The following is a 21381-nucleotide window of genomic DNA, read 5'->3' on the forward strand; positions in this document are numbered from 1 at the left end:
GCGGAATGCTGGTGCTGTTTAATCACCACTGCGCAGGTCATCAAAATCATTGGCGGAGCTAGTTACCTGATAGACAGCGGTCAGGGTCGGCAGCAGCTGATTGACAACACGATTCCAACGGCTGAGCGGTGCGGCAGTGACGTAGACCACATCAGAAGGCTGCAGCATGAATTCGGCACCGATGACGAAGGCTGCAGAATCGCGGGCATCCAGCTGATAGACGGTCGCCAGCTTGCCGGTGCTGCTGTCAGCACGGCGCACGACGAAGATGCCCTTGGCATCGGCCTGGCCTTCATCGATGCCACCGGACTGGGCAATGGCATCTGTCAGCGAAATACGCGAATTGCCCATTGCCAGGCTGCCCGGCAGTTGCACTTCACCCATCACGTAGACTTTCTGATTGCCCACATCCGGGATGTGCAGCACATCACCGTCGCGCAGCAGGCGGTTGTTGCTCAGTGCGCCATTCTGCAGCAAGTCGTACAGCGAGAAGTGCTCATCACTGTCATCACGCGTCAGTACCACGTCGTGCCAGTTGGCCAGCGGTGACAGGCCGCCCGCCTGATTGACGGCATCCAGGATGGTCAGCGGCACATTGGTGATCGGCAGGATTCCCGGCGTTTGCACCTGGCCGGTGACGTATACCTTCTGGGACTTGAATGCCGCCACCTGCACATCGATCTGCGGTGAAGCGATATAACCAGACAGGCGACGCTCAATGACGGCACGCAGTTCCTTGACCGTCAGCCCCGCTGCTTTGACGCGCCCGATGTAGGGGTAAAAGATGGTGCCGTCGCTGTGCACGCTGTTGCCGGATTCGATGGCGCTGCGTTCAGAGCCGGCCGGGATGGTCAGTTCGGGGTGATCGTAGACGATGATGTTGAGCACATCACCGCGGCCGATGCGGTAATCGTAATCGGCCAGCTGCTGCTCAAGCAGCTGATTGTCACGCTGGCCCTGGCCACGACTATCATTCAGGGCATCTACCATGCCGAAGGTGATCGGCTTGACCTCAAGCGCATCATCCAGCGGGGCCGTTTCTGTCTGATAGTCCATATCGCCGCCGGGGGCGAAAGCACAGCCCGTGGTAGACAACATGGCAATCAACAGCGCGGTGGTCATTGCCAGGCGGGGGCGCGGCGACAGCGCACAGCCCTTGCCAAACATGGTGACCTTGATCATGTAAAACCCCCGAAAACTGCAAGATGGAATGGGCAGCCTCATGCTGCCCTGGAAGAGAAGGCGTCGTGGTCAGGCCGCGACGTAGTCAATCGAAAGTCGTCAACCGAAAATAGGCTCAGCAGCCCAAACCCGACATGCCAGTCAGGGTGAAGAGTCAAAATGTAGAGAAAGGATCTGCTGGGTGAATCTCGAGGATAGCCAGAGAGCTGTCTGATATCGGCCTGCATTGCGCTAGGCCTGCGATGTGTCTTCCCGGCTCAATCGACCTTTCGTGAGCGTGAGCTGGTTTTAGGCACGCTACCGCCCCAGGGTGGTTGACGGCGCATCCCTGAGGCCCTGACATGAAGATCTTGATGTCTTCCAGCTTGTGTCGTGCCTGGCCACCTGTTTCCCAAGCAGCATCAATCCTTCACTGACGCAAGAAAGCCTTGCTACGAGTGGCACCTCGAATTCAAGACAAGATCATTCCCTTTGAGGAAAATCCGGCGCACTGAACTCGTGGACAGATATCGAGCACAAAATTCAATTAGCTAATACTTAACAACCAGAAAGGTAATCCCGAAATTCAAGACGCAACAAACCCTAGCAGAGCAATCATCTTGTAGATCGCCAGTGCTATCAGATGAGGACTTGTTTTTGTTCAAATGAGTACAGGATTCAGGTTTCGAACTAATAAGACTTGTACAACCCTATCGGCTCGCACTGCCTGGATGGTACCAGTCACTGCAATTCCAATCGCTAACACGCCATGACAGCCTGTTACCGACACTGCTGAGGAGAGAATCTATCGGGCGTTGGTAGAGACACCAGCACCGCAAGCGCAAGATCCTTCCTGCGTGTCGTCAACACGGCATGACGCTCAACCGGTGACCCATCCTTCCTGTGTCGCAAAAAAGAAACAAAGCCTTTTCAATAAGGGACGCATGATACTGCATTCTGCGACTCTCGTTCCACCTTTTATTCATATTCCCCTGCCGCCCACCAAGGCATGAAAGCGAGACGATAACACCTAAATTACTGATATTTTTGGTATTATGTGGACCACTGGGCGCCAGGAGCCGCATTGCAGAGCATTAGATCATGAATCATTGCGTATCCAAAAGGAGACACTGAGCTCGGCCACGGCTGACCGCGATACGCATCAGCATCAATCAGAAACGAAAAATTTACACAAAGTACCAATTACCCAATAGCAAAATGACTAGTCTTCCCATCAAAGCATCATCAATCAGTATTGAAATGGGCTTACCGATAAAGATAACGAGTTTCACGACCCAGAATTCAAGCCCGTATGCTCTCTTCCGAGATTGGCCAATTTTTATCGGCTCGCATTTCTTGCGATTATTGTCGAGAGCCCGAGGCCATTCTTGTCAAGCATGATGCCGCGATCATCATATTCGATGGTTGTTTACGGTTAGATGTCAGTCGACCAACAACCTGAACTCTGTTAATTTCCACAACATTCGCGTATTGAAATCTGTCTCACGAGGCGATAGAACGTAGGCATCATTAATATCTCGCCGCACCAACTGTTTCCCATAAAGAAACAATGATTCAGAAAAATCAAAACTTTGCATGGGCGCAAACGCGCGCAGAGTTTCACCAACCATGAAAGAAGGGAACCCACATGAAACGTATTTCTACCTTGCTTGCCATTGCTGGTTTAGCACTGACTCCGATGGCCCATGCAGAAAGCGAAGCGCCCGCTCAGGCTAGCACTACATCAACCAGCGCTGGCGCCGGTGGTGGTGCCGCTGCCGGAGCTGGCGCAGCCGGCGGCATGGCTGCAGGAACGATCGCGACAGTGGCGGTAGGAGTCGCGGCAGCCGTGGGTGTTGCAGCCAAGGTAGCCTCTGGCGATGACAGCAGCAGTAGCACCACCGGCACTACAGGTACTACTGGCACCACTGGCACCACTGGCACGACAGGTACCACTGGCACCACAGGTACCTTCTGATCACCATGAAGCCGACAACCATCACGATGGGGGGCCGCCTGGCGGCCCCTTTGCTTGTGTCTGGTGCGCTTATGCTCGGTGGTTGCTCTTCTCTTGAGCAGGGACAGATTGCGCAAACCGCTCTGGCGTTCATCGACAGCGACCAATTCGATGCCGAGCGTGCGCGCGCCCTGCCCTATGCCACGCTGCGCTTAAGCTACGACGGCAACACCGGGATGGTGGTGCTGGCGTCTTTGGAGACAGCGACGCGCAAAGACATGGACGCAACGGACGCGGCCTATCAGCAAGAACATGCTGGGCTGACACCTCTGGCAGCCCTGTCCTCTTCCGCCACGCCTGTTAAGTCGAAAGCAAGACAGCCTTCGAGCACGACAGAGCTAGCCCGTTTTGAAACCGCGGATCATGCCTTCGTGCGTCTAGAGAACGGCTGGCTGAGCGGTACCGCCGGCTTCGTGACCGACCTGCTGGACATGCGACGCGATGTATTACTGACCACGCTGATGTCTGCGCTGGACAGGGGCGAATCCACGCCCAGCTACGTGATTCACTCACGCTGGCAGCGCGCCGATGGGATAGAGGGCTATGCGCAGGGCCAGGCAAGCTGGCAATGCGCGCCCCCCTCCGTGCAGGCCTTGCCGTTGGGCGATCAGACAGTGGCCCAGTGTGAGGAAAACATCCTCTGGCAAGATGGCTCGCGTAGCGTCAATCGATATGCGATTGCGCCTTCGACTGATGCCAATGCGGCACCAAGAATCTGGGCGGCGGATGTTCAACCCTGGCCGGATTCTCATTATTGGAGCTGGGAGGTCGCGCGTGGCTGGTGGTAAATGCCAAGAAATTTTCTTTCAGCGCCATGATCATGCCGCCCCGGCTGCACGAGTCGGCAGTGTGTCTTCTGTCCATCGAGGTGTCGTGTCTCTTGCCCGTCGAGGTGTCGTGAAAAGCTATCTGCATGAACGTCTGAAGGCCGCCCTTGGCGTAGCGATGCTCGCCTCTGCTTGCGGTGCACTTTTGCTACCTGGCGCAGCGCTGGCCAGCGAGACTCCGGCAGCATCGTCAGGCCCATCCCAAGACAAGGATGCCAGCGCACAGACACTGACCATCAGTGAGGCGCTATCGCGCCAGCTCGGCGTGCTGACAGATGCCAATGGTATCGAGTGGCCGCATGCGTTCGTGGCGACCCAGCAGACACGCGACAGGACACGTGAGCTGGGGCGCCGCCTGTTCTTCGAGCTGCGTCAGTTGAGCTCGCAGGCCGTCTTTGATGATCGACTGTCGGCTGAAGGGCTCAAGCACTGGATGCGCATCATCGGTCGCACGCCGGTCGAGGGGCGTCAGGTCGGGCGGATCGATCCCATCGCTCTGTGGCGTTTTCCGCGTCTGGACATCCCGCTCACGACGGGTGATTGGATAGGTCAATGTCAGGCCGAGACGCGCATTCAACTCTGGAGTGCCGTAGGCGTGCGTCAGCTGGACTGGCGCCCCGGTCTGACACTGCACGACGCCATCGCCGGCCTACCGGGCGCGCAGGCGGACTCGGAACACGCCAGTGTCATCACGCTGGGCGGCAGAATCATCGTCCGCGGCATCAGCGCCTGGAACGACCAGCCCTATACGCTGGCGCCGGGCGACCGTGTCGTGGTCAACATGCCGCGTATCTCGGCGGCCGCCGCCTGGGTCAATCGCAGCCTGCCCGAGTGGTTGAGTCTGCAATGGCCGGGCAAGGAGTGCCGCAGCGTGGACGCTATCACGGGAGAGCCGCAGCAGCGCGACTACCTGCAGGTAGCGCGGCAATACACTGACAGTGATGACAGTGATTACCGCGATGACAAGGACAGTGGCTCGCTCCCTCAGGGCGACACTCCATGAGCGACGTGACAATGACACAGCAGGACGCCTCGTGCTCAGGCAGGCAAAGGATGGCAGCAGACAGCATGGATCATTCGCACTTCTCTTCCATGGCACCGGCGCGTGCCCGGCTCACCCCCTTGACGCGCGCTATCCGGCAGCTGGCCATGCTCAGTGCGGGCGTGCTGCTGGCCCCGATGAGCTACGCCGGTCTGCTGGATGGTCCGCAGCCGATTGAGACACGTCTCAGCGGCCTGGGGCATGGGCAATCGGATTTCGGTGGCGTCGGCCTGATGCAGACCCCCACCGCGCGCATGCAGAAACCGGGCAGCATTCACTTCTCCTATACAGAGGTGGAGCCCTACCTGCGCTATAACGTCAGCCTGCAGCCGCTCGATTGGCTGGAGGTCGGCTTCCGCTACACGGAAGTCACCAACCGCCTGTACGGCGAAGCCATCGCTGGCGACCGCAACTACCTGGACAAGGGTGTCGACGCCAAGTTTCGTCTGTGGGAAGAGAGCCGTTATCTGCCCGAAGTCGCGGTCGGCCTGCGCGACATGGGTGGTACCAGCCTGTTCGGCAGTGAGTATCTGGTCGCCAGCAAGCGCTGGTATGACCTCGACTTCACGCTGGGGCTGGGCTGGGGCTATCTCGGTTCACGCGGTGATATCAGCAACCCTCTCGGCTGGGTGCGTGACAGCTACAACGACCGCCCCGGGCGTGGCGAGACCGGCGGTGATCAGGGCGGTGAGTTCTCCCTCAACAGCCTGTTCAAGGGTGATGTCGGCATCTTCGGCGGCGTGGAATGGCAGACACCGTGGGACCCGCTGGTGTTGATGGCAGAGCTTGATGGCAATGACTATCAGAGCGAACCGCAGGACAACGATCAAGAGCAGGACAGCCCGATCAACCTGGGTGCCCGCCTGAGCGTGACCGACAACCTGACCGTCAAGGCCGGCTGGGAGCGTGGCAATACCGCGATGTTCGGCGTCAACTTCGGGGTGGATCTCGCCGGGCTCTCGCAGGCCAAGCTGGATAGCCCGCCGGAGCGCTTGATTGCCGAGGCCCCCACGCGCAACCAGGTCAGCTGGCCAGAGCTCTCCCGGGAGATTCAGGCGCAATCGGGCATTCGTGTCGATAGCCTCTCGCGCGAGGGAACGGCGCTGATCGTCAGTGGCGAGAGCACGCGTTTCCGCTCCACCGCTCAGGCCGAAGGGCGTGCCAACCGCGTGCTGCACAACCGGCTGGATGACGATTTCGAGAGCTTCCATTACCGCCTGCGTTCTGGCGGTCTGGATACGCGCGAAGATGTCCATTCCCGCGCCGATGTCGTCAGCGCCGGACACGATGCGCGCCAGCAGCTGCGCTATACCCACAGCGTCTATGCGTTGGCGGCCACCGAGCCGACCGATGAGCATGGCGAAGGGGCGGCCCGCTACAGCGGTGAAAAGGTGCTGCTCGAGAATCCTGATGATCGCTGGAGCGCCGGCTTCTCGCCTGGCCTCAACCAGAATATCGGCGGCCCGGATGGCTACCTGTATCAGGCCTATCTGCGCGGCTCCGCCTCATGGCGGACCGATCGTCACGGCTGGCTCTCCGGTTCGGCGCAGCTGACCCTGTTCGACAACTTCGACAAGTTCGATTACATCTCGGACTCCAAGCTGCCCAGGGTTCGCTCCTATATCGGTCGCTATATCGAAGAGACCGACGTCGGCATCAATAACCTGCAGTACACCCGCACACACCAGTTCGGGCGTGACTGGTACGGTATGGCCTATGGCGGCATTCTGGAAATGATGTATGCCGGTGTGGGCGCGGAGGTGCTCTATCGCCCGCTGGGCTCGCCACTGGCCTACGGGGTCGATGTAAACTGGGTCAAGCAGCGCGAGTTCGATCAACAGTTCGGCCTACGTGATTACTCGACCACCACTGGCCATGCCAGCATCTACTGGGATACCGGCTATGAAGACGTGTTGGCCAAGGCCAGCTTCGGCCGCTATCTGGCAGAAGATGTAGGCATGACGCTGGATCTCTCACGCGGCTTCGCCAATGGCGCACGCATGGGCGCCTGGGCCACCTTCACCGATGCCGGCGACGACTTCGGCGAGGGTAGCTTCGACAAGGGTCTCTACATCGTGCTGCCGCTGGATGCGTTCTTCATGCATTCCAGCCGTGATAATGTCGGCCTGGCCTGGAATCCGCTGACCCGTGATGGTGGCGCACGTCTCAGCCGCAAGTTCAGCCTGTATGACATGACCAGCTATCGCGACATGGATGACTACTGGCGCGGCTTCGCTGCCCAGGTCTGGAAGTGAACGACGCCATTAGCTGTTCTTTGCCGCGAGGCGGTCTAGGTAATGAGCTGAGCTACGTAATGAGCTGACCTGAGTCATAGGGCAATAGCCGCACCCACAAGAAGGCCCCGATCCACAGGATCGGGGCCTTCTTTCGTTTCTGCTACGCAGAGACAACTGAGCAGCTTACCGCCTCATGTCATTTGTTCAGCGCTTGGTGAAGTTGTTACGCACCAGGTCAACCACGTCATCCATGCGGCCATTGAGCACCGCCTTGGCGGAGTAGAGCGCGGTGGAGGCGACCTGGCCGGCTTCCACATGCGGCGGCATCACCAGCTCCATGCGGTTGACCTTGACCTCGAGCACCCCGGGGCCGGCCTGGGCCAGCAGGCTCTGCACCGCCTCATCCAGCTCGTGCTTCTCCTCGACGCGACGCCCCCACAGCCCCATGGATTGTGCCAGCAGCGAGAAGTCAGGGTTCTCGAGCTCGGTGTAGGTATCCAGGATGCCCTCGACCTTCTGCTCAAGCTCGACGAAGCCCAGCGTGCTGTTATTGAAGATGACGATCTTGAGCGGGGTCTTCTCCTGCTTGAGGGTCAGCAGGTCCCCCATCAGCATGGCAAGGCCGCCATCGCCACACATGGCGATTACCTGACGCTGCGGGTAGGCCTTCTGGATGCCGATGGCCTGAGGGTAGGCGTTGGCCATGGTGCCGTGCATCAGGCTCGGCAGCGTGCGGCGCTTGCCGTTGGCCCGAATGTGGCGCAGGCACCATACCATCGGGCTGCCGCCATCGGCGGTGAACACGGCGTCCTCGCTGGCGTGGCGATCCAGCGCCAGTGTCAGCTCCTGCGGGTGGATGAGGCGCTCGTCATCGGAGGTGACGGCGGCATCGTCACGCGCCTCGAGATACTTCTTGCGGCAGCTGTCGAGCCAGGCGCTGTCATCACGCGGGTCCACACGGGTCAGCAGCGCCGCGCAGGTGTCCTTGACGCTACCGACGACCCCGAGATCCACCGGGTGGCGGATACCGATCTTGCCGGGGTCCAGATCGACCTGAATCACCGTCGCCTTGTCCGGATAGAACTGGGTCCAGGCGAAGCTGCAGCCGAGCAGCAGCAAGGTGTCACACTCCGCGACGGCCTCGTAGCCACCTTGCAGCCCGAACACGCCGGTCATGCCGACCTCGTGTTCATTGTTCGGCTCGATGAAGTCCTTGGCGCGCGACGTCCAGGCTATTGGCGCCTTGAGCCGCCGTGCCAACGCCAGCACTTCCTCCTGCGCATGCTGACAGCCGATACCGGCATAGATCGAGACCTTGCCCGGCGCATTCAGCGCCTCGGCCACGGCGGCCAGCTCCTGCTCGCCGGGACGAATCACCGGCGTAAAGCGATGGGCACGCCACGGCAGCGAGCCCTTGGGCTTCTGAGTGAAGAGATCCCCCGGCACGATCAGCACCGCGACCCCGCCTTCCGCCAGCGCCTTCTGCGCCGCGATGGCGACCATGCGGCGGGCATTCTCGGGGTTGGTCAGATACTCGCAGAACACGCTGTACTGGGAATAGAGCGCCTTCTGATCCACATCCTGCGGGAAGCCGACGCCCATCTCGCTGGTATCGATCTGCGAGGCAATGAACACCACAGGCGCGCCGTTGCGGTGTGATTCGATCAGGCCATTCAGAAAGTGTGTGCTGCCCGGCCCGCAGGTACCGGCGCAGCAGGAAAGCTCGCCACTGATGAAGGACTCGCCCCCTGCCGCGAAACCGGCCACCTCCTCGTGCCGCACATGCACCCACTCCATCTCGGAGCGCCGAATGGCGTCGGTGAAGTGGTTGATGGTGTCACCCACGATGCCGTAGCAACGCTTGGCGCCTGCCTCAAGCAGTGAATCGACGATGATCTCGGAGACGGACGCTGACGAAGATGTGGTTAGTGCCATGGAGGTGCTTTCCTTTTCCGGTGAACTTTCGGGTCAGGATGAGCAATGCATTCACTCATTCGAATAAACAGTGAACAAGACTTTGGGATCGAGACGCGGAAAACAATGGCCAGCCACGAAACTCACGTTGGCACACCGCGTTGCGTCAAGCGTACGATGAGGCCATACACCCTAGAGGCTTGAGGAGAACACCATGCAGCAAGCAGCGGGAAGCAGTGGCTCAATCAGCCTCAATCCCGACAGCAAACGCACGTCCATGGGCGAGCTGCTGGGTGTCGAGCTGCCGATCATCCAGGCCCCGATGGCCGGGGTCTCGACTCCACAGTTGGCGGCCGCTGTCTGCAATGCCGGTGGACTGGGCTCGCTGGGAGCAGGAGCCACTGATGCAGCAGGCGCACGCCGCATGATCCAAGAGTTGCAGTCACTGACCGACAAGCCCTTCAACATCAATGTCTTCGTGCATCAGGCCCCCGTTCATGACACAGAACGTCAAACGGAATGGCTCAAATGGCTGGCCCCTCACTTCCAGGCCTTCGACACAGAGCCTCCTACCCAGCTCGATGCGCTCTATACCAGCTTTGCCGATGATCCTGACATGTTGGCGATGTTACTCGAGACTCGTCCGCCGATTGTCAGCTTCCACTTCGGACTCCCCTCTTCGCAGGCCATTGCTGCCTTGAAGACAGCGGGCATCTCGCTCTTCGCAACGGCGACCTGCCTTGAGGAAGCCATCGCCATTGAACGAGCTGGTCTGGACGCCATCGTGGCGCAAGGGTTTGAAGCCGGGGGACATCGCGGCATGTTCGATCCACAAGCCGCAGATGCCGAGCTGAGTACTGCCGCACTGACACGGCTGCTGGTACATGAGACGCACCTGCCGATCATCGCCGCGGGCGGCATCATGGATGGTGCGGGCATTGCCGCTGCTCTCGTATGTGGCGCCGTGGCGGCACAGCTCGGCACCGTCTTCATCGCCTGCCCGGAATCCAGCGCCGATGACGCCTATCGAGACGCACTCACCGGGTCAGCAGCGCATCACACGCGAATGACCTCGATCGTCTCGGGCCGTCCCGCGCGCATTCTCGCCAACCGATTCGCCAGCCTGATGGAGGAACCTTCACGCCTCACCCCACCGGACTATCCTCTGAGCTACGCGGCAGGCAAGGCGCTCAACGCCGCAGCCAGATCAAAAGGGGAAACCGGTTTCGGGGCGCAATGGGCGGGGCAAGGGGCCCCGCTGGCCAGGGCAATGCCAGCGGAAGAATTGATGGATGTACTGAAGCAGGAATGGATTGAAGAGTCTGGCAATGCGAAGTGATCAATGCTTCATCTTGTCCTTCGTCGTGTAATACACGCTATCGATATGCGAGAGCATGGCGCGTTCAGCAGCATCCGGGTCACCGGCACGTAGCGCCTCGACAATACGCACATGCTCTTCATAGCTGCGCTTGATCGAGCCGTGTTCGGCCATGACCTGGCGGCGAATGTTGAGCGCGTAGGTATAAAGCTCATCGGCATAGCGGATCAGGATCTCGTTGCGCGAGTATTCGGCGATGACGTGATGGAAGTTCTGATCCGAGAGCTGGAAGTTCACCGGCGAGTCGAAGTGCTGTGACTGGGCTTCCAGCAAGACGTCCAGCTTCTTGAGCCCTACCTCATCAATATGCCGCGCGGCGCGGCGGGCGATGGCCGATTCCACCACGATCCGGCTCTCGAAGACGCTCTCGATATCCAGGTTGTTGAGCTCATCCCCCTGCTGACGCGCAGGATGATTGCGGAAGCTGTCGATCACGGCCTCACTGGCGCAGACCCGTGACTTGCTGCCGTGCGAGACATTCAAGAGGCCATAGCCCGTCAACAGCGCCAGCCCACCGCGCACCGTCTCACGACTCACCTCAAACAACTGCGCCAGTTCACGCTCGCTGGGCAGCTCATCTCCATCGCGCAGCAGGCCTGTCAGAATCATCTCGATGAGCTTGTCGGCGAGAATTTCCTTCTTGGTCTGATTCTTCAGCGCTTTCTCGAAGGCGAAAGGCGTCTGCTTCATGCAGCCTCCACTGGTATAGATTTCATACCAGCATAACCGACAACCGCATATCACGCATCCACAAACCGACCATGGTCGCAATTTTCGAGAAAACCTTGACCGATCAGCGTGGGCTCGGCTAATTTTTATCTCAACTGGTCTGGTAAACCAACCAGCAGACCATAAAGTGCGAATTGATTGAAGAAACCAACAACAACGCCAACTCTCACAAGGCTGGAATTCACATGTCAGCAACACGCCCTGTCATTGCCCTCACCCTTGGTGACCCCGCCGGTATCGGCCCGGAGCTGATCGCGCGCCTGGTCGCGGAACCCGAGCAGTTCGCCGAGACCCACAGCGTGCTGGTCGGCGATCAGTGGCTGTGGGAGCAGGGCCAGCGCCAGGCCGGTCTCTTCACCCAGCTGCCGCGCGTCGCAAGCTTCGCCGAGGCCCGCCAGCATGAAGGCCTGTCATTGATGCTGGTGGAAAGCGTGGCGCAGCAGGAGGTGACGCTGGCCGAGGAAAGCGCCGCCTGTGGCGCCTCGACCCTCGCGGTGCTGTCTCGCTGCCTGGAAGCGGCCCAGAACGAGGAAGTCGATGCCATCTGCTTCGCGCCGCTCAACAAGCTGTCGATGAAGAAAGGCGGTCTGGGGCATGAGGACGAGCTGCACTTCTTCGCGGAGAAACTGGGAGTCGAGGGCTATTTCTGCGAGTTCAACACCCTGGGGACGCTATGGACCTCGCGCATCTCCTCGCACATCCCGCTCAAGGACGCCGCCGAGTACGTCACCCAGGAGCGCATCATCGCCGCCAGCCAGCTGATTCATGACTCGCTGAAACTGGCCGGCTTCGAGCGCCCGCGCATCGCCGTCGCCGCCTTCAACCCCCACGGTGGCGAAGGTGGCACCTGTGGCCGCGAGGAAATCGACGTCATCGCGCCGGCCGTCGCGCGCTGCAATGAACAGGGCTACCCGGTCGAAGGCCCCTTCCCGGCCGACACCATATTTATCAAGGCGCGCGATGGCGAGTACGACGCCATCGTGACCATGTACCACGACCAGGGGCAGATCGCGATCAAGCTGCTGGGCTTCAAGTCCGGCGTCACCGTCCAGGGCGGCCTGCCTATCCCCATCACCACGCCGGCCCACGGCACCGCCTTCGATATCGCCGGCCAGGGCAAGGCGGACGTCAACCCGACCCGCAATGCCTTCGCGATCGCCAAGCGCATGGGCACCAACCTGCGTGCGCTGCGCCTCGAGACCGCTTCTGCCTGATGCGGCCGCGCCTCTCGCTCATGAACCTGGATCAACGCCATCCACAACAAGGATAATTCGATGAAGATCACCAACGTCAGAACTCGCGTCTTCGAATGGAAAGGCCACACCGTCCCCCCGACCGCCCACTTCTGCTCCAACGCCATGGACGAGCTATGGGACAAGGGCGACTCGATGGGCACCTTCCGCTTCCATGGCTGGACAGTGGTGGAGATCGAGACCGACAACGGCCTGGTCGGGCTGGGCAACGTGGCGCTGGCGCCGCGCATCGCCAAGGCGATCATCGACCAGTACCTCACGCCGCTGATCATCGGTCAGGACCCCTTCGACTACGAATACCTGTGGCAGCGCATGTACCGCTCCACCCACGCCTGGGGTCGCAAGGGCATCGGCATGGCCGCCATCTCCGGCGTCGATATCGCCATCTGGGACATCATGGGCAAGGCGGTCGGCAAGCCGGTCTTCAAGCTGCTGGGCGGGCGCACCAAGGAGAAGATCCCCTGCTACGCCTCCAAGCTCTACCGCACCGACCTCAAGGGCATGCAGGAAGAAGCCCAGTCCTATCTGGATCAAGGCTTCACCGCCATGAAGATGCGCTTCGGCTACGGTCCGCGTGATGGGGTCGAAGGTGTGCGTGCCAACCTGGATAGCGTGGCCGCTGTGCGTGAGGTCATCGGCGAGGATGTCGACCTGATGCTCGAGTGCTACATGGGCTGGAACCTGGACTACGCCAAGCGCATGTTGCCGAAGCTGGAACGCTTCCAGCCGCGCTGGCTGGAAGAGCCGGTGATCGCCGATGACATCGATGGCTACGCCGAACTCAATCAGCTGACCAGCATTCCCATCTCCGGTGGCGAGCACGAATTCACCCATTACGGCTTCCGCCAGCTGCTGGAAAAGCGCGCCGTCTCCGTCATCCAGTACGACACCAACCGGGTCGGTGGCATCACCGCCGCGCGCAAGATCAACGCCCTCGCCGAGTCCTTCAGCGTGCCGGTCATCCCGCACGCCGGCCAGATGCACAACTACCACCTGACCATGGCCTCTCTGGCCTCCCCGATGAGCGAGTACTTCCCGGTGCACGATGTCGAGATCGGCAACGAGCTCTTCTACTACATCTTCAAGGGTGACCCGGAGCCGGTGAACGGCTTCATCGACCTCGACGAAGAGACCCCGGGGCTGGGCCTCGAGCTGAACAGCGACTACTTCGATCAGTTCAACATCATCGAGTGAGGAAGCCATCATGAGACTCGTCCAACTTCGCACCGCCAATGGCCCGCGGGTCGCCGTGGTCGAAAGCCGTGACCAGCTGCGCCTGCTCGACTTTCCCGGCGGCACCTATGAGCTGGCCACCCGCGCCATCGAGCTGGGCATCGGGCTCAGCGCGCTGATCGAACAGCACTACTCGCACACCCTGGTCGACTACAAGCAGGCGATCGATCGCCGCGAACTGCTGCCGCCGGTCACCCACCCCGACCGCGCGCGCTGCACCATCACCGGCACCGGCCTGACCCACCTGGGCAGCGCTGACACCCGCGATGCCATGCATGCCGCCGCCCAGGCACAAAGCGAGAATGACGCCAACGTCACCGACTCGATGCGCATGTTCCGAATGGGCCTCGAGGGCGGCAAGCCCGCCGCGGGACAGGTCGGCGCGCAGCCGGAATGGTTCTACAAGGGTGACGGCAGCATCGTGGTCGCGCCGGAAACCGCGATCAGCGTACCGGCCTTCGCCGAGGATGCCGGCGAGGAGCCCGAACTGGTCGGCCTGTACCTCAACGATGCCAATGGCCAGCCGCACCGTATCGGCTACGCCGTGGGCAACGAGTTCTCCGACCACATCACCGAGCGCGCCAATTATCTATGGCTGGCCCACTCCAAACTGCGCGCCTGCAGCTACGGGCCTGAGCTGCTGATCGGCGAGCTGCCCCAACACCTGGAAGGCACCAGCCGCATCACCCGCGAAGGCCAGACCCTGTGGGAGAAGCCCTTCCTGACCGGTGAGGCCAACATGGCCCACAGCCTGGCCAACCTGGAACACCACCACTTCAAGTACGCCCAGTTCCGCGCGCCCGGAGACCTGCATGTGCACTTCTTCGGCACCGCCACTCTGAGCTTCGCCGATCAGATCAAGGTGCAGGAAGGAGACCGCTTCGAGATCGAGCTGCCGGCCTTCGGGCGCGCGCTGCGCAACCCGGTCGCCTTCGAGTCCCACGACAACCAAGCGGAGCAGCCATCCGCCATGGCAGTGCTTTAGGGCCGCCGATCAACACAAGAAGTAGAGAAAGGATCAGGGTCTTGAGACTTCCGCCCTCCCACGGCCCTGAACCCAGCAGCAGCAGTACCAGTAATATCAGCGTCAACACGCCGCCAACGCATCACGACAATAACGAGAAAAGGGTTTCGCCATGACAACCTCACGCCGCCACACCACCGCCACCCTCCTGACCGCCGCCCTGCTCAGCCTGGCGATGACAGGCACTGCAACTGCCGCCACCTCGCTGACCTTCGCGCATGCCCACCCGGTCACCGATTCGCAGCATCTGGCCGCCGAGCGCTTCGCCGAACGTCTCGCTGAGCGCAGCGCGGGAGAATTGACGGTCAAGATCTTCCCCAACGGCCAGCTGGGCAATGACCAGGCGATGATTTCCGGTGTCCGCAGCGGCACCATCGATCTGGAGCTCTCGGGCAATCCCTACTTCAGTGGTCTGGTCAGCGAGCTCAACGTGCTGGACCTGCCCTTCCTGTTCGACACCCGCGAGCAGGCCTATCAGGTACTGGACGGCGAGGTCGGTCAGGACCTGCTGACTGCCATGCAGCCTCAGCAGATCGAAGGGCTCGCCTTCTGGGAAATCGGCTTCCGCAACCTGACCAACTCGCGCCGCGCGGTAGAAACCGCCGATGACATCAGCGGCCTGACGCTGCGCACCACCCCGAACCCGGCGCATATCGCCGCCTTCCAGGCCCTCGGCGCCAACCCGACCCCGATGCCCTTCGCGGAGCTTTATACCGCGTTGGAAACCCGCACCGTGGATGGCCAGGAGAATCCGGTCAGCCTGATTCGCTCCGCCAACCTGTATTCGGTGCAGGACCATCTGTCGCTAACCGCGCATGCCTATACAGCCGCGCCCTTGATCATGAACAAGCAGACGTTCGACAGCCTCGCCCCCGAACTGCAGACGCTGATCAAGGAAGAAGCCCGCGAAGCGGCCCGCTATCAGCGCCAGCTCAATCATGACAATGAACAGGGCGATCTGGCCTTCCTCGAGGAACAGGGCATGCAGGTCGTGCGCGAACCCGATACCGCCAGCATGCGAGCCAAGGTCGCCGAGCCGGTGCGCGCCGAGTTCACCGCCAAGCACGGCAGCGAACTGCTGGAACGCATCGACGCCGCTCTCGCCCACTGATCACGCTCGCCTGACTCGCCACTGGAAGGAAGCTCGCCATGCTCTCTGACTCACTCCAATCCCCGGTGATGCCTGCGTCTCTTGCCGAACTGGGCGAGCAACGCGAGCGCTATCTGGCCACGCAGCAGGATGATGACCTGCCGATCATCGATGCCCACATGCATGTCTGGGACCCGACGCGCAATTACCACCCCTGGCTGTGCGATGAGCCGATGATTCCCTTCCGCTACGGCGACTATGCCGCGATTCGTCGCCCCTACCTGCCTGCCGAGCATCTCAGGGCGGCGGGAGAGGCGCATCGCGTGATGGGCTGCATCTATATGGAAGCGGAATGGGCGCGGGGTGATGCGCTCAAGGAAGTGCGCTGGGTCGAGGAGACTGCCCGCGAGACCGGCTGGCCGAATGCCATGATCGCCCAGGCCTGGCTGGATCAGGACGACATCGCCGAGCAACTCGCAACGCTGTGTGAGCCACGTACCCCCAGGGGCAGCCTGGCCATGGGCATTCGCCACAAGCCGGCCGCGCTGGAACGTCATGACCCTAGGCTTGCCACCCACGCCATGCCCGGCTCGCTGCGCTGCCCGCGTTATCAGTACGGCGTCAGTGAAGTCGCGCGGCGCGGGCTGATCTTCGAGTTGCAGGTGCCCTGGTGGCACCTCGAGGAACTGCTGCCACTACTGCACCGCCACCCCGAGATGTCGGTGGTGATCAATCACGCTGGCGTGCCCGGTGATCGCCATCCCGACACCCTGCGTCAGTGGTCACGAGCCCTCGCCAAGGTCGCCGCCTGGCCACAGGTGATGATCAAGTTCTCGGGTCTCGGCATCGCGGGTCAACCCTGGCGGCTGGAAGACAACCGTGAGGTCTTTGCCGTCGTGCTGCGCCATTTCGGGGTCCACCGCGTGATGTTCGCCAGCAACTTCCCGGTCGATGGGCTGGTGACCTCGCTCGATACGCTACTGCAGGACTTCAAGGACCTCAGCCGCTCCTTGAGTCCCGAACACCGCCTCAAGCTGTTCTGCGACAACGCCGTGCGCCGCTACCGCTTGAACGCTACCGACGGGCCGGAATGACCTCGACCGCCACGACAGCGATTGCCACAACGACAGCTTCTATAACAACAACTTGCAAGGAATTCGCCATGCTTACCCGCCACGCCCTGTCCATCAAAGCTCTTTTCCACAAATCCCCGTCCAACAAAGCCCTGCTCAAGACGGTCTCCACGCTGGGACTGATGCTGACTTTCGCGACCACTGCCCACGCCGAGATCACCGCGCGCATGGGCACCAGCCTGCCGGATGCCCACCCGCAGACGCTGGGGGCCAAGAAGTTCGCACAACTCGTCGAGGAAAGATCCGACGGCGAGATCACCGTCAAGGTGTTCTCCAACGGCATTCTGGGCAACGACGTCAACATGACCTCGATGCTGCAGTCCGGGACTCTGGATTTCACCGTACCGTCCACCGCGACCCTCAGCAGCCTCAATCCTGACTTCAACATCGTCAGCCTGCCCTTCCAGTTCGATGACAGTGCACATGCGGACGCGGTGCTGGATGGCGAGGCCGGCCGAGCCCTGCTCGCAAGCCTCGATGACAAGCAGCTGGTGGCACTCGAGTACTGGGAAAACGGCTTCCGTCACATGACCAACAGCCGCCGCCCCATCGAGACGCTCGAGGACATCGAGGGCCTCAAGATTCGCACCATGCAGAACGCGCTCTACATCGACCTCTTCAATGGGCTGGGTGCCAACGCCGTGCCCATGTCGGTCAATGAGCTGTTTACCGCCATGGAGACCCGCACGGTGGATGGCCAGGAAAACCCCTACACCGTGATCGACACCAAGCGCTTCTTCGAGGTCCAGAAGTACCTCTCGCGCACCGCGCATGCCTATGACGCCCTGGTGCTGGTCGCCTCGGCAGGCTTCATGCAGTCACTCGATGAGGCGCAGCGCCAGCTGGTCCACGAGGCCGCCCGTGAAGCCACGCTCTATCAGCGCGAACAGAGCCGCGCCCTGAACGAGGAGCTGCTGAGTGCCCTTGAGAAGAAGATGGCCGTCAACGTGGTCGCGGACAGTGAGCGCCAACGCATGCGTGAGGCCCTGGCACCGGTGATCGAGCAGCACACCCAGGCGCTTGACGCAGACGTGGTGACGCAGTTCCAGACTGCCCTGGCCGACGCGCGCTGAACACTTTCATCAGCGCCGGTCATCAGCGCCTGTGTCATCGGTCCCTGACATCAGTCCCAGCCACCGACACGCGGCAGCGCCCTTTTCGCTGCAACCAGAGGGGCGCAATGACAGCGCTGCCGCACCGTCATCGAGATGCCTCCTTCGGGGATGACACCATGAACAAACTGACCCAAGAGATGCCGTTATCCATGTCGATCAAACCGCCCTCTGCCACGCACGCCGAGTCCCGCAAGGCCACTGGCGCCGAGCAGGAAAAGACAGCTCCGCAGGACACGGCCGCCCCCTCAAGCATTGCCGTTGGCATCACGGCGCTGTTCAAGGGACTCGAGAAGACCCTGACACTGCTGATGGTGCTGGCGCTGGTGGCGATGATCGTACTGGTATTCGTCAATGTGGTGCTGCGCTACGGCTTCAACAGCGGCATCTCGATCAGTGTCGAGCTGTCCCGCTTCCTGTTCGTGTGGGTCACCTTCATGGGCGCGGTCACGGCGCTGATCCGTCAGGAGCACCTGAGCGTCAATACCTTCGCCGACAAGCTGCCAGCGGCCATACGCGCCGGGCTTGATCGGCTGGTGACCCTGGCGATGCTCGGCTGCTGTTTGATGCTGCTCAAGGGCAGCTATGCCCAGACGGTGCTCAACTGGAGCAACCTCTCTCCCATCAGCGGCATTCCGGTCGGCGTCTTCTATCTCGCCGGCCTGATGGCAGGCGTGCTGATGTCCCTGATTCTGCTCTGGCGTCTGCTGACGCCGCTGGCACTGCATGCTGTCACGCCGCGCGTCGCGCCGAGCCACGCCTCTGATTCGCAAGGAGATACGCCATGACCATCGGGCTCTTCCTCGGCTCCCTGCTGGCCGCCATCGGCCTGAGCCTCCCCATCGCCTTCGCCCTGCTGGTCAGCGCCATCGTGCTGATGCTGCATCTGGATCTGTTCAACTCGCAAATCCTAGCCCAGAACCTGGTCAATGGCGCCGACAGCTACACCCTGCTGGCCATTCCCTTCTTCCTCACCGCCGGCGAAGTGATGTCGCGCGGCGGACTTTCCCAGCGCATCGTCACGCTGGCGATGTCACTGGTGGGCCATCGCAAGGGCGGGCTCGGCTTCGTCGCCATCTTCGCCGCCATCGTCATGGCCAGTCTGTCCGGTTCCGCCGTCGCCGATACCGCGGCGCTGGCCAGCATGCTGCTGCCGATGATGCGCAAGGCCGGCTACCCGCTGGGTCGCTCCTCCGGCCTGATGGCCGCCGGTGGCATCATCGCGCCGATCATTCCGCCCTCCATTCCGCTGATCATCATCGGGGTCGCCGGTGGCATCTCCATCGGCAAGCTGTTCCTCGCCGGCATCGTGCCTGGGCTGATCATGGGTGTGACCCTGGTGGTGATGTGGCTGTTCATGACGCGCAAGGAAGATCTGGTGGTCACGAAGAAGGCCAGCGGGCGTGAACGCCTCAAGGCCCTCAAGGACAGCTTCTGGGCCATCATGCTGCCGGTCATCATCATCGGCGGCATCAAGAGCGGCATCTTCACCCCGACCGAGGCCGGTGTGGTCGCGGCGGTCTACGCCATCTTCGTCGCCACCGTGGTCTACCGCGAACTCGACCTCAGCCAGCTCTACGCCGTGCTCGCCCAGGCCGCCCGCAGCACCGCCATCGTGATGTTCCTGGTCGCTGCGGCGATGGTCGCCTCCTGGCTGATCAGCATCGCCCAACTGCCGCTGATGGTGGCCGGCCTGCTGCAGCCGCTCGCCGATGACCCGCGCATCCTGATGCTCGCCATCATGGGCATCGTGCTGGTGGTCGGCATGGTGATGGACCTGACGCCGACCATTCTGGTGCTCACCCCGATCCTGATGCCCATCGTCAAGCTGGCCGGCATCGACCCGGTCTACTTCGGGATCATGTTCGTTCTCAACTGCGCCATCGGCCTGATCACCCCGCCGGTCGGCAACGTGCTCAACGTGATCACCAGCGTCGGCAATCTCAAGTTCGAGAAGGCGGTCAGTGGCGTCGCGCCCTTCGCCCTCGCCTATGTGGTGATTCTGCTGCTGTTCATCGCCTTCCCACAGATCATCACCGCGCCGCTTTACTGGATGACCTCATGATGACTTTGACGATGATGAGGTGGGCGCTACATAGGGCAACCCTGCGCTCAATCATGCCTGTATGGAGATGCAGATGACCTCGCCTTCGATCAAAAGCAATATTCGCGCGCGATCCTTGATCGATGCGCACCATCACTTCTGGGCACTGGATGGCCAGGTGGCGTACCCCTGGTTGGAAGAGTCGCCGGTGGAGAACTTCTTTCTCGGCGATTACGCCGCGATCCGCCGGCCCTTTGTGGCCGCGGACTTGAAGCGACTGGTGCCTGAGGGCTTCCGGCTGGTGGGCAGTGTGCACTGTGAAGCCGAGGCTGCACGCTCGCAGGCACTGGTAGAGACGCGCTGGATCACCCAACAGCAGGCCACTCATGCACTACCGAGCGCGCATGTCGGCTGGGCCGCCTTCGGCACTGACGAGTGCGCCGCTCAGCTGGACGCCCAGCGCGAATCGCCGCTGTTTCGTGGCGTGCGCGCCAAGCCGGTCACCGCCGCCACGCCCCAGACCCGCCAGTCGGTGGCGGGCACCAGCGGCAGTCTGCAGGACCCGCGCTGGTGCGAGGGACTGGCGCTGCTCAAGGAGCGTGACCTGAGCTGGGACCTGCGCGTGCCCGCCTGGCATCTTGAAGAGGCGGCCGCGACGCTTGAGGACTTCCCCGGCTTGCGCGTCATCCTCAACCACAGTGGGCTGCCGTGGGATCGCACGCCACAAGGCCTTACTCAATGGCGCGCAGGCATGCGGGCGCTTGCCGACAACCCGAATGTCGCCGTGAAGCTGTCGGAATTGGGCACGCCCTGGCATGCCTGGGATGCCGGTGCCAATCGCGAGCTGCTGTGTGAAGTGCTGGATATCTTCGGCGCCCAGCGCTGCCTGTTCGCCAGCAACTTCCCGGTCTCCGGCCTCAAGGCCAGCTATGGCGACTGGCTATCACTGGTGACCGGCGCCATTGAACAAACGGCGAGCGCCGAGCTGCGCCAGCTCACGCTCGACAAGGTACTGCACGACAATGCCATTCATTGGTATCGGCTACCGATTGCCGCTATCGCATCGCCTACGGCCGCTGCCGCTGTCCCCAGCTCCACCGCTACTACACCTTCTATCACGTCCTCTACTGCAACCCACACGACACCCACGGCCTGACTCAACCTGCCTCAGGGCTTCACTTATCAAG

17 protein-coding genes are annotated in these 21381 nt (G+C 61.5%); 14 read left to right on the forward strand and 3 right to left on the reverse strand.

Going from position 1 to position 21381, the window contains the following annotated elements:
* Positions 1 to 18: 18 nt before the first annotated feature.
* Positions 19 to 1122: a polysaccharide export protein gene (locus AC5WNI_RS10445; protein WP_495929197.1), complete on the reverse strand. Its 1104-nt coding sequence runs from the start codon at positions 1120 to 1122 to the stop codon at positions 19 to 21.
* 1687 nt (positions 1123 to 2809) lie between these two features.
* On the opposite strand from AC5WNI_RS10445, the gene AC5WNI_RS10450 reads away from it, so the two are divergent.
* From AC5WNI_RS10450 to AC5WNI_RS10465, 4 genes are all read left to right on the forward strand, one after another.
* Positions 2810 to 3139, forward strand: a complete 330-nt coding sequence (locus tag AC5WNI_RS10450; protein WP_495928413.1) for a hypothetical protein — start codon at positions 2810 to 2812, stop codon at positions 3137 to 3139.
* A gap of 5 nt (positions 3140 to 3144) precedes the next feature.
* Positions 3145 to 3966, forward strand: coding sequence for a hypothetical protein (locus AC5WNI_RS10455; protein WP_495928414.1), 822 nt, complete (start codon positions 3145 to 3147; stop codon positions 3964 to 3966).
* A gap of 85 nt (positions 3967 to 4051) precedes the next feature.
* The gene (locus AC5WNI_RS10460; protein WP_348473504.1) at positions 4052 to 5008 is read left to right on the forward strand and encodes a hypothetical protein; all 957 of its coding nucleotides are present in this window, start codon (positions 4052 to 4054) and stop codon (positions 5006 to 5008) included.
* Between the two features lie 65 nt (positions 5009 to 5073).
* The gene (locus tag AC5WNI_RS10465; protein WP_495928415.1) at positions 5074 to 7302 is read left to right on the forward strand and encodes a YjbH domain-containing protein; all 2229 of its coding nucleotides are present in this window, start codon (positions 5074 to 5076) and stop codon (positions 7300 to 7302) included.
* A 186-nt stretch (positions 7303 to 7488) separates the two neighbouring features.
* On the opposite strand, the gene AC5WNI_RS10470 is transcribed toward AC5WNI_RS10465, so the two are convergent.
* Positions 7489 to 9219 (reverse strand): thiamine pyrophosphate-dependent enzyme, encoded by a 1731-nt coding sequence (locus AC5WNI_RS10470; RefSeq protein ID WP_348473502.1) that lies wholly within the window; start codon positions 9217 to 9219, stop codon positions 7489 to 7491.
* Between the two features lie 193 nt (positions 9220 to 9412).
* Here AC5WNI_RS10470 and AC5WNI_RS10475 point away from each other — a divergent pair, with 193 nt between their 5' ends.
* Positions 9413 to 10537, forward strand: a complete 1125-nt coding sequence (locus AC5WNI_RS10475; protein ID WP_495928416.1) for an NAD(P)H-dependent flavin oxidoreductase — start codon at positions 9413 to 9415, stop codon at positions 10535 to 10537.
* Here the strand turns inward: AC5WNI_RS10475 and AC5WNI_RS10480 are convergent, their stop codons facing one another.
* Entirely contained in the window at positions 10538 to 11266 is a 729-nt protein-coding gene (locus AC5WNI_RS10480; RefSeq protein WP_495928417.1) for a FadR/GntR family transcriptional regulator, read from the reverse strand.
* A gap of 224 nt (positions 11267 to 11490) precedes the next feature.
* On the opposite strand from AC5WNI_RS10480, the gene AC5WNI_RS10485 reads away from it, so the two are divergent.
* The 9 genes from AC5WNI_RS10485 (at position 11491) to AC5WNI_RS10525 (ending at position 21350) form a co-directional block, all read left to right on the forward strand.
* Entirely contained in the window at positions 11491 to 12519 is a 1029-nt protein-coding gene (locus AC5WNI_RS10485) for a 4-hydroxythreonine-4-phosphate dehydrogenase PdxA (RefSeq protein WP_495928418.1), read from the forward strand.
* Between the two features lie 60 nt (positions 12520 to 12579).
* Positions 12580 to 13752 carry an L-rhamnonate dehydratase gene (locus AC5WNI_RS10490; RefSeq protein WP_024952543.1) on the forward strand — a complete coding sequence of 391 codons (1173 nt, stop codon included), beginning with the start codon at positions 12580 to 12582 and terminating at the stop codon, positions 13750 to 13752.
* Positions 13753 to 13762: 10 nt separating this feature from the next.
* Complete coding sequence (gene araD1, locus AC5WNI_RS10495; RefSeq protein ID WP_495928419.1) at positions 13763 to 14776, forward strand: AraD1 family protein; 1014 nt, start codon at positions 13763 to 13765, stop codon at positions 14774 to 14776.
* A 151-nt stretch (positions 14777 to 14927) separates the two neighbouring features.
* Positions 14928 to 15926, forward strand: coding sequence for a TRAP transporter substrate-binding protein (locus AC5WNI_RS10500; protein WP_495928420.1), 999 nt, complete (start codon positions 14928 to 14930; stop codon positions 15924 to 15926).
* Positions 15927 to 15964: 38 nt separating this feature from the next.
* Positions 15965 to 16999 (forward strand): amidohydrolase family protein, encoded by a 1035-nt coding sequence (locus AC5WNI_RS10505; RefSeq protein ID WP_495928421.1) that lies wholly within the window; start codon positions 15965 to 15967, stop codon positions 16997 to 16999.
* 68 nt (positions 17000 to 17067) lie between these two features.
* Complete coding sequence (locus AC5WNI_RS10510; RefSeq protein WP_495928422.1) at positions 17068 to 18111, forward strand: TRAP transporter substrate-binding protein; 1044 nt, start codon at positions 17068 to 17070, stop codon at positions 18109 to 18111.
* A gap of 158 nt (positions 18112 to 18269) precedes the next feature.
* Positions 18270 to 18938 (forward strand): TRAP transporter small permease, encoded by a 669-nt coding sequence (locus tag AC5WNI_RS10515; protein ID WP_495928423.1) that lies wholly within the window; start codon positions 18270 to 18272, stop codon positions 18936 to 18938.
* Positions 18935 to 20215: a TRAP transporter large permease subunit gene (locus AC5WNI_RS10520; RefSeq protein ID WP_495928424.1), complete on the forward strand. Its 1281-nt coding sequence runs from the start codon at positions 18935 to 18937 to the stop codon at positions 20213 to 20215. The genes AC5WNI_RS10515 and AC5WNI_RS10520 overlap by 4 nt, the downstream gene beginning before the upstream one ends.
* A gap of 73 nt (positions 20216 to 20288) precedes the next feature.
* Positions 20289 to 21350, forward strand: a complete 1062-nt coding sequence (locus AC5WNI_RS10525; RefSeq protein ID WP_495928425.1) for an amidohydrolase family protein — start codon at positions 20289 to 20291, stop codon at positions 21348 to 21350.
* The last annotated feature ends 31 nt before the right edge of the window (positions 21351 to 21381 follow it).

The sequence above is a fragment of the Cobetia sp. PDI-12MA genome, from assembly GCF_059507695.1.

Excerpts from the sequence above, each read along its gene's own strand:
- AC5WNI_RS10445 (WP_495929197.1), bottom strand. The coding sequence starts at position 1,122 with ATGACCACCGCGCTGTTGATTGCCATGTTGTCTACCACGGGCTGTGCT.
- AC5WNI_RS10450 (WP_495928413.1), top strand. The coding sequence starts at position 2,810 with ATGAAACGTATTTCTACCTTGCTTGCCATTGCTGGTTTAGCACTGACT.
- AC5WNI_RS10455 (WP_495928414.1), top strand. The coding sequence starts at position 3,145 with ATGAAGCCGACAACCATCACGATGGGGGGCCGCCTGGCGGCCCCTTTG.
- AC5WNI_RS10465 (WP_495928415.1), top strand. The coding sequence starts at position 5,074 with ATGGATCATTCGCACTTCTCTTCCATGGCACCGGCGCGTGCCCGGCTC.
- AC5WNI_RS10470 (WP_348473502.1), bottom strand. The coding sequence starts at position 9,219 with ATGGCACTAACCACATCTTCGTCAGCGTCCGTCTCCGAGATCATCGTC.
- AC5WNI_RS10475 (WP_495928416.1), top strand. The coding sequence starts at position 9,413 with ATGCAGCAAGCAGCGGGAAGCAGTGGCTCAATCAGCCTCAATCCCGAC.
- AC5WNI_RS10480 (WP_495928417.1), bottom strand. The coding sequence starts at position 11,266 with ATGAAGCAGACGCCTTTCGCCTTCGAGAAAGCGCTGAAGAATCAGACC.
- AC5WNI_RS10485 (WP_495928418.1), top strand. The coding sequence starts at position 11,491 with ATGTCAGCAACACGCCCTGTCATTGCCCTCACCCTTGGTGACCCCGCC.
- AC5WNI_RS10490 (WP_024952543.1), top strand. The coding sequence starts at position 12,580 with ATGAAGATCACCAACGTCAGAACTCGCGTCTTCGAATGGAAAGGCCAC.
- araD1 (WP_495928419.1), top strand. The coding sequence starts at position 13,763 with ATGAGACTCGTCCAACTTCGCACCGCCAATGGCCCGCGGGTCGCCGTG.
- AC5WNI_RS10500 (WP_495928420.1), top strand. The coding sequence starts at position 14,928 with ATGACAACCTCACGCCGCCACACCACCGCCACCCTCCTGACCGCCGCC.
- AC5WNI_RS10505 (WP_495928421.1), top strand. The coding sequence starts at position 15,965 with ATGCTCTCTGACTCACTCCAATCCCCGGTGATGCCTGCGTCTCTTGCC.
- AC5WNI_RS10510 (WP_495928422.1), top strand. The coding sequence starts at position 17,068 with ATGCTTACCCGCCACGCCCTGTCCATCAAAGCTCTTTTCCACAAATCC.
- AC5WNI_RS10515 (WP_495928423.1), top strand. The coding sequence starts at position 18,270 with ATGAACAAACTGACCCAAGAGATGCCGTTATCCATGTCGATCAAACCG.
- AC5WNI_RS10520 (WP_495928424.1), top strand. The coding sequence starts at position 18,935 with ATGACCATCGGGCTCTTCCTCGGCTCCCTGCTGGCCGCCATCGGCCTG.
- AC5WNI_RS10525 (WP_495928425.1), top strand. The coding sequence starts at position 20,289 with ATGACCTCGCCTTCGATCAAAAGCAATATTCGCGCGCGATCCTTGATC.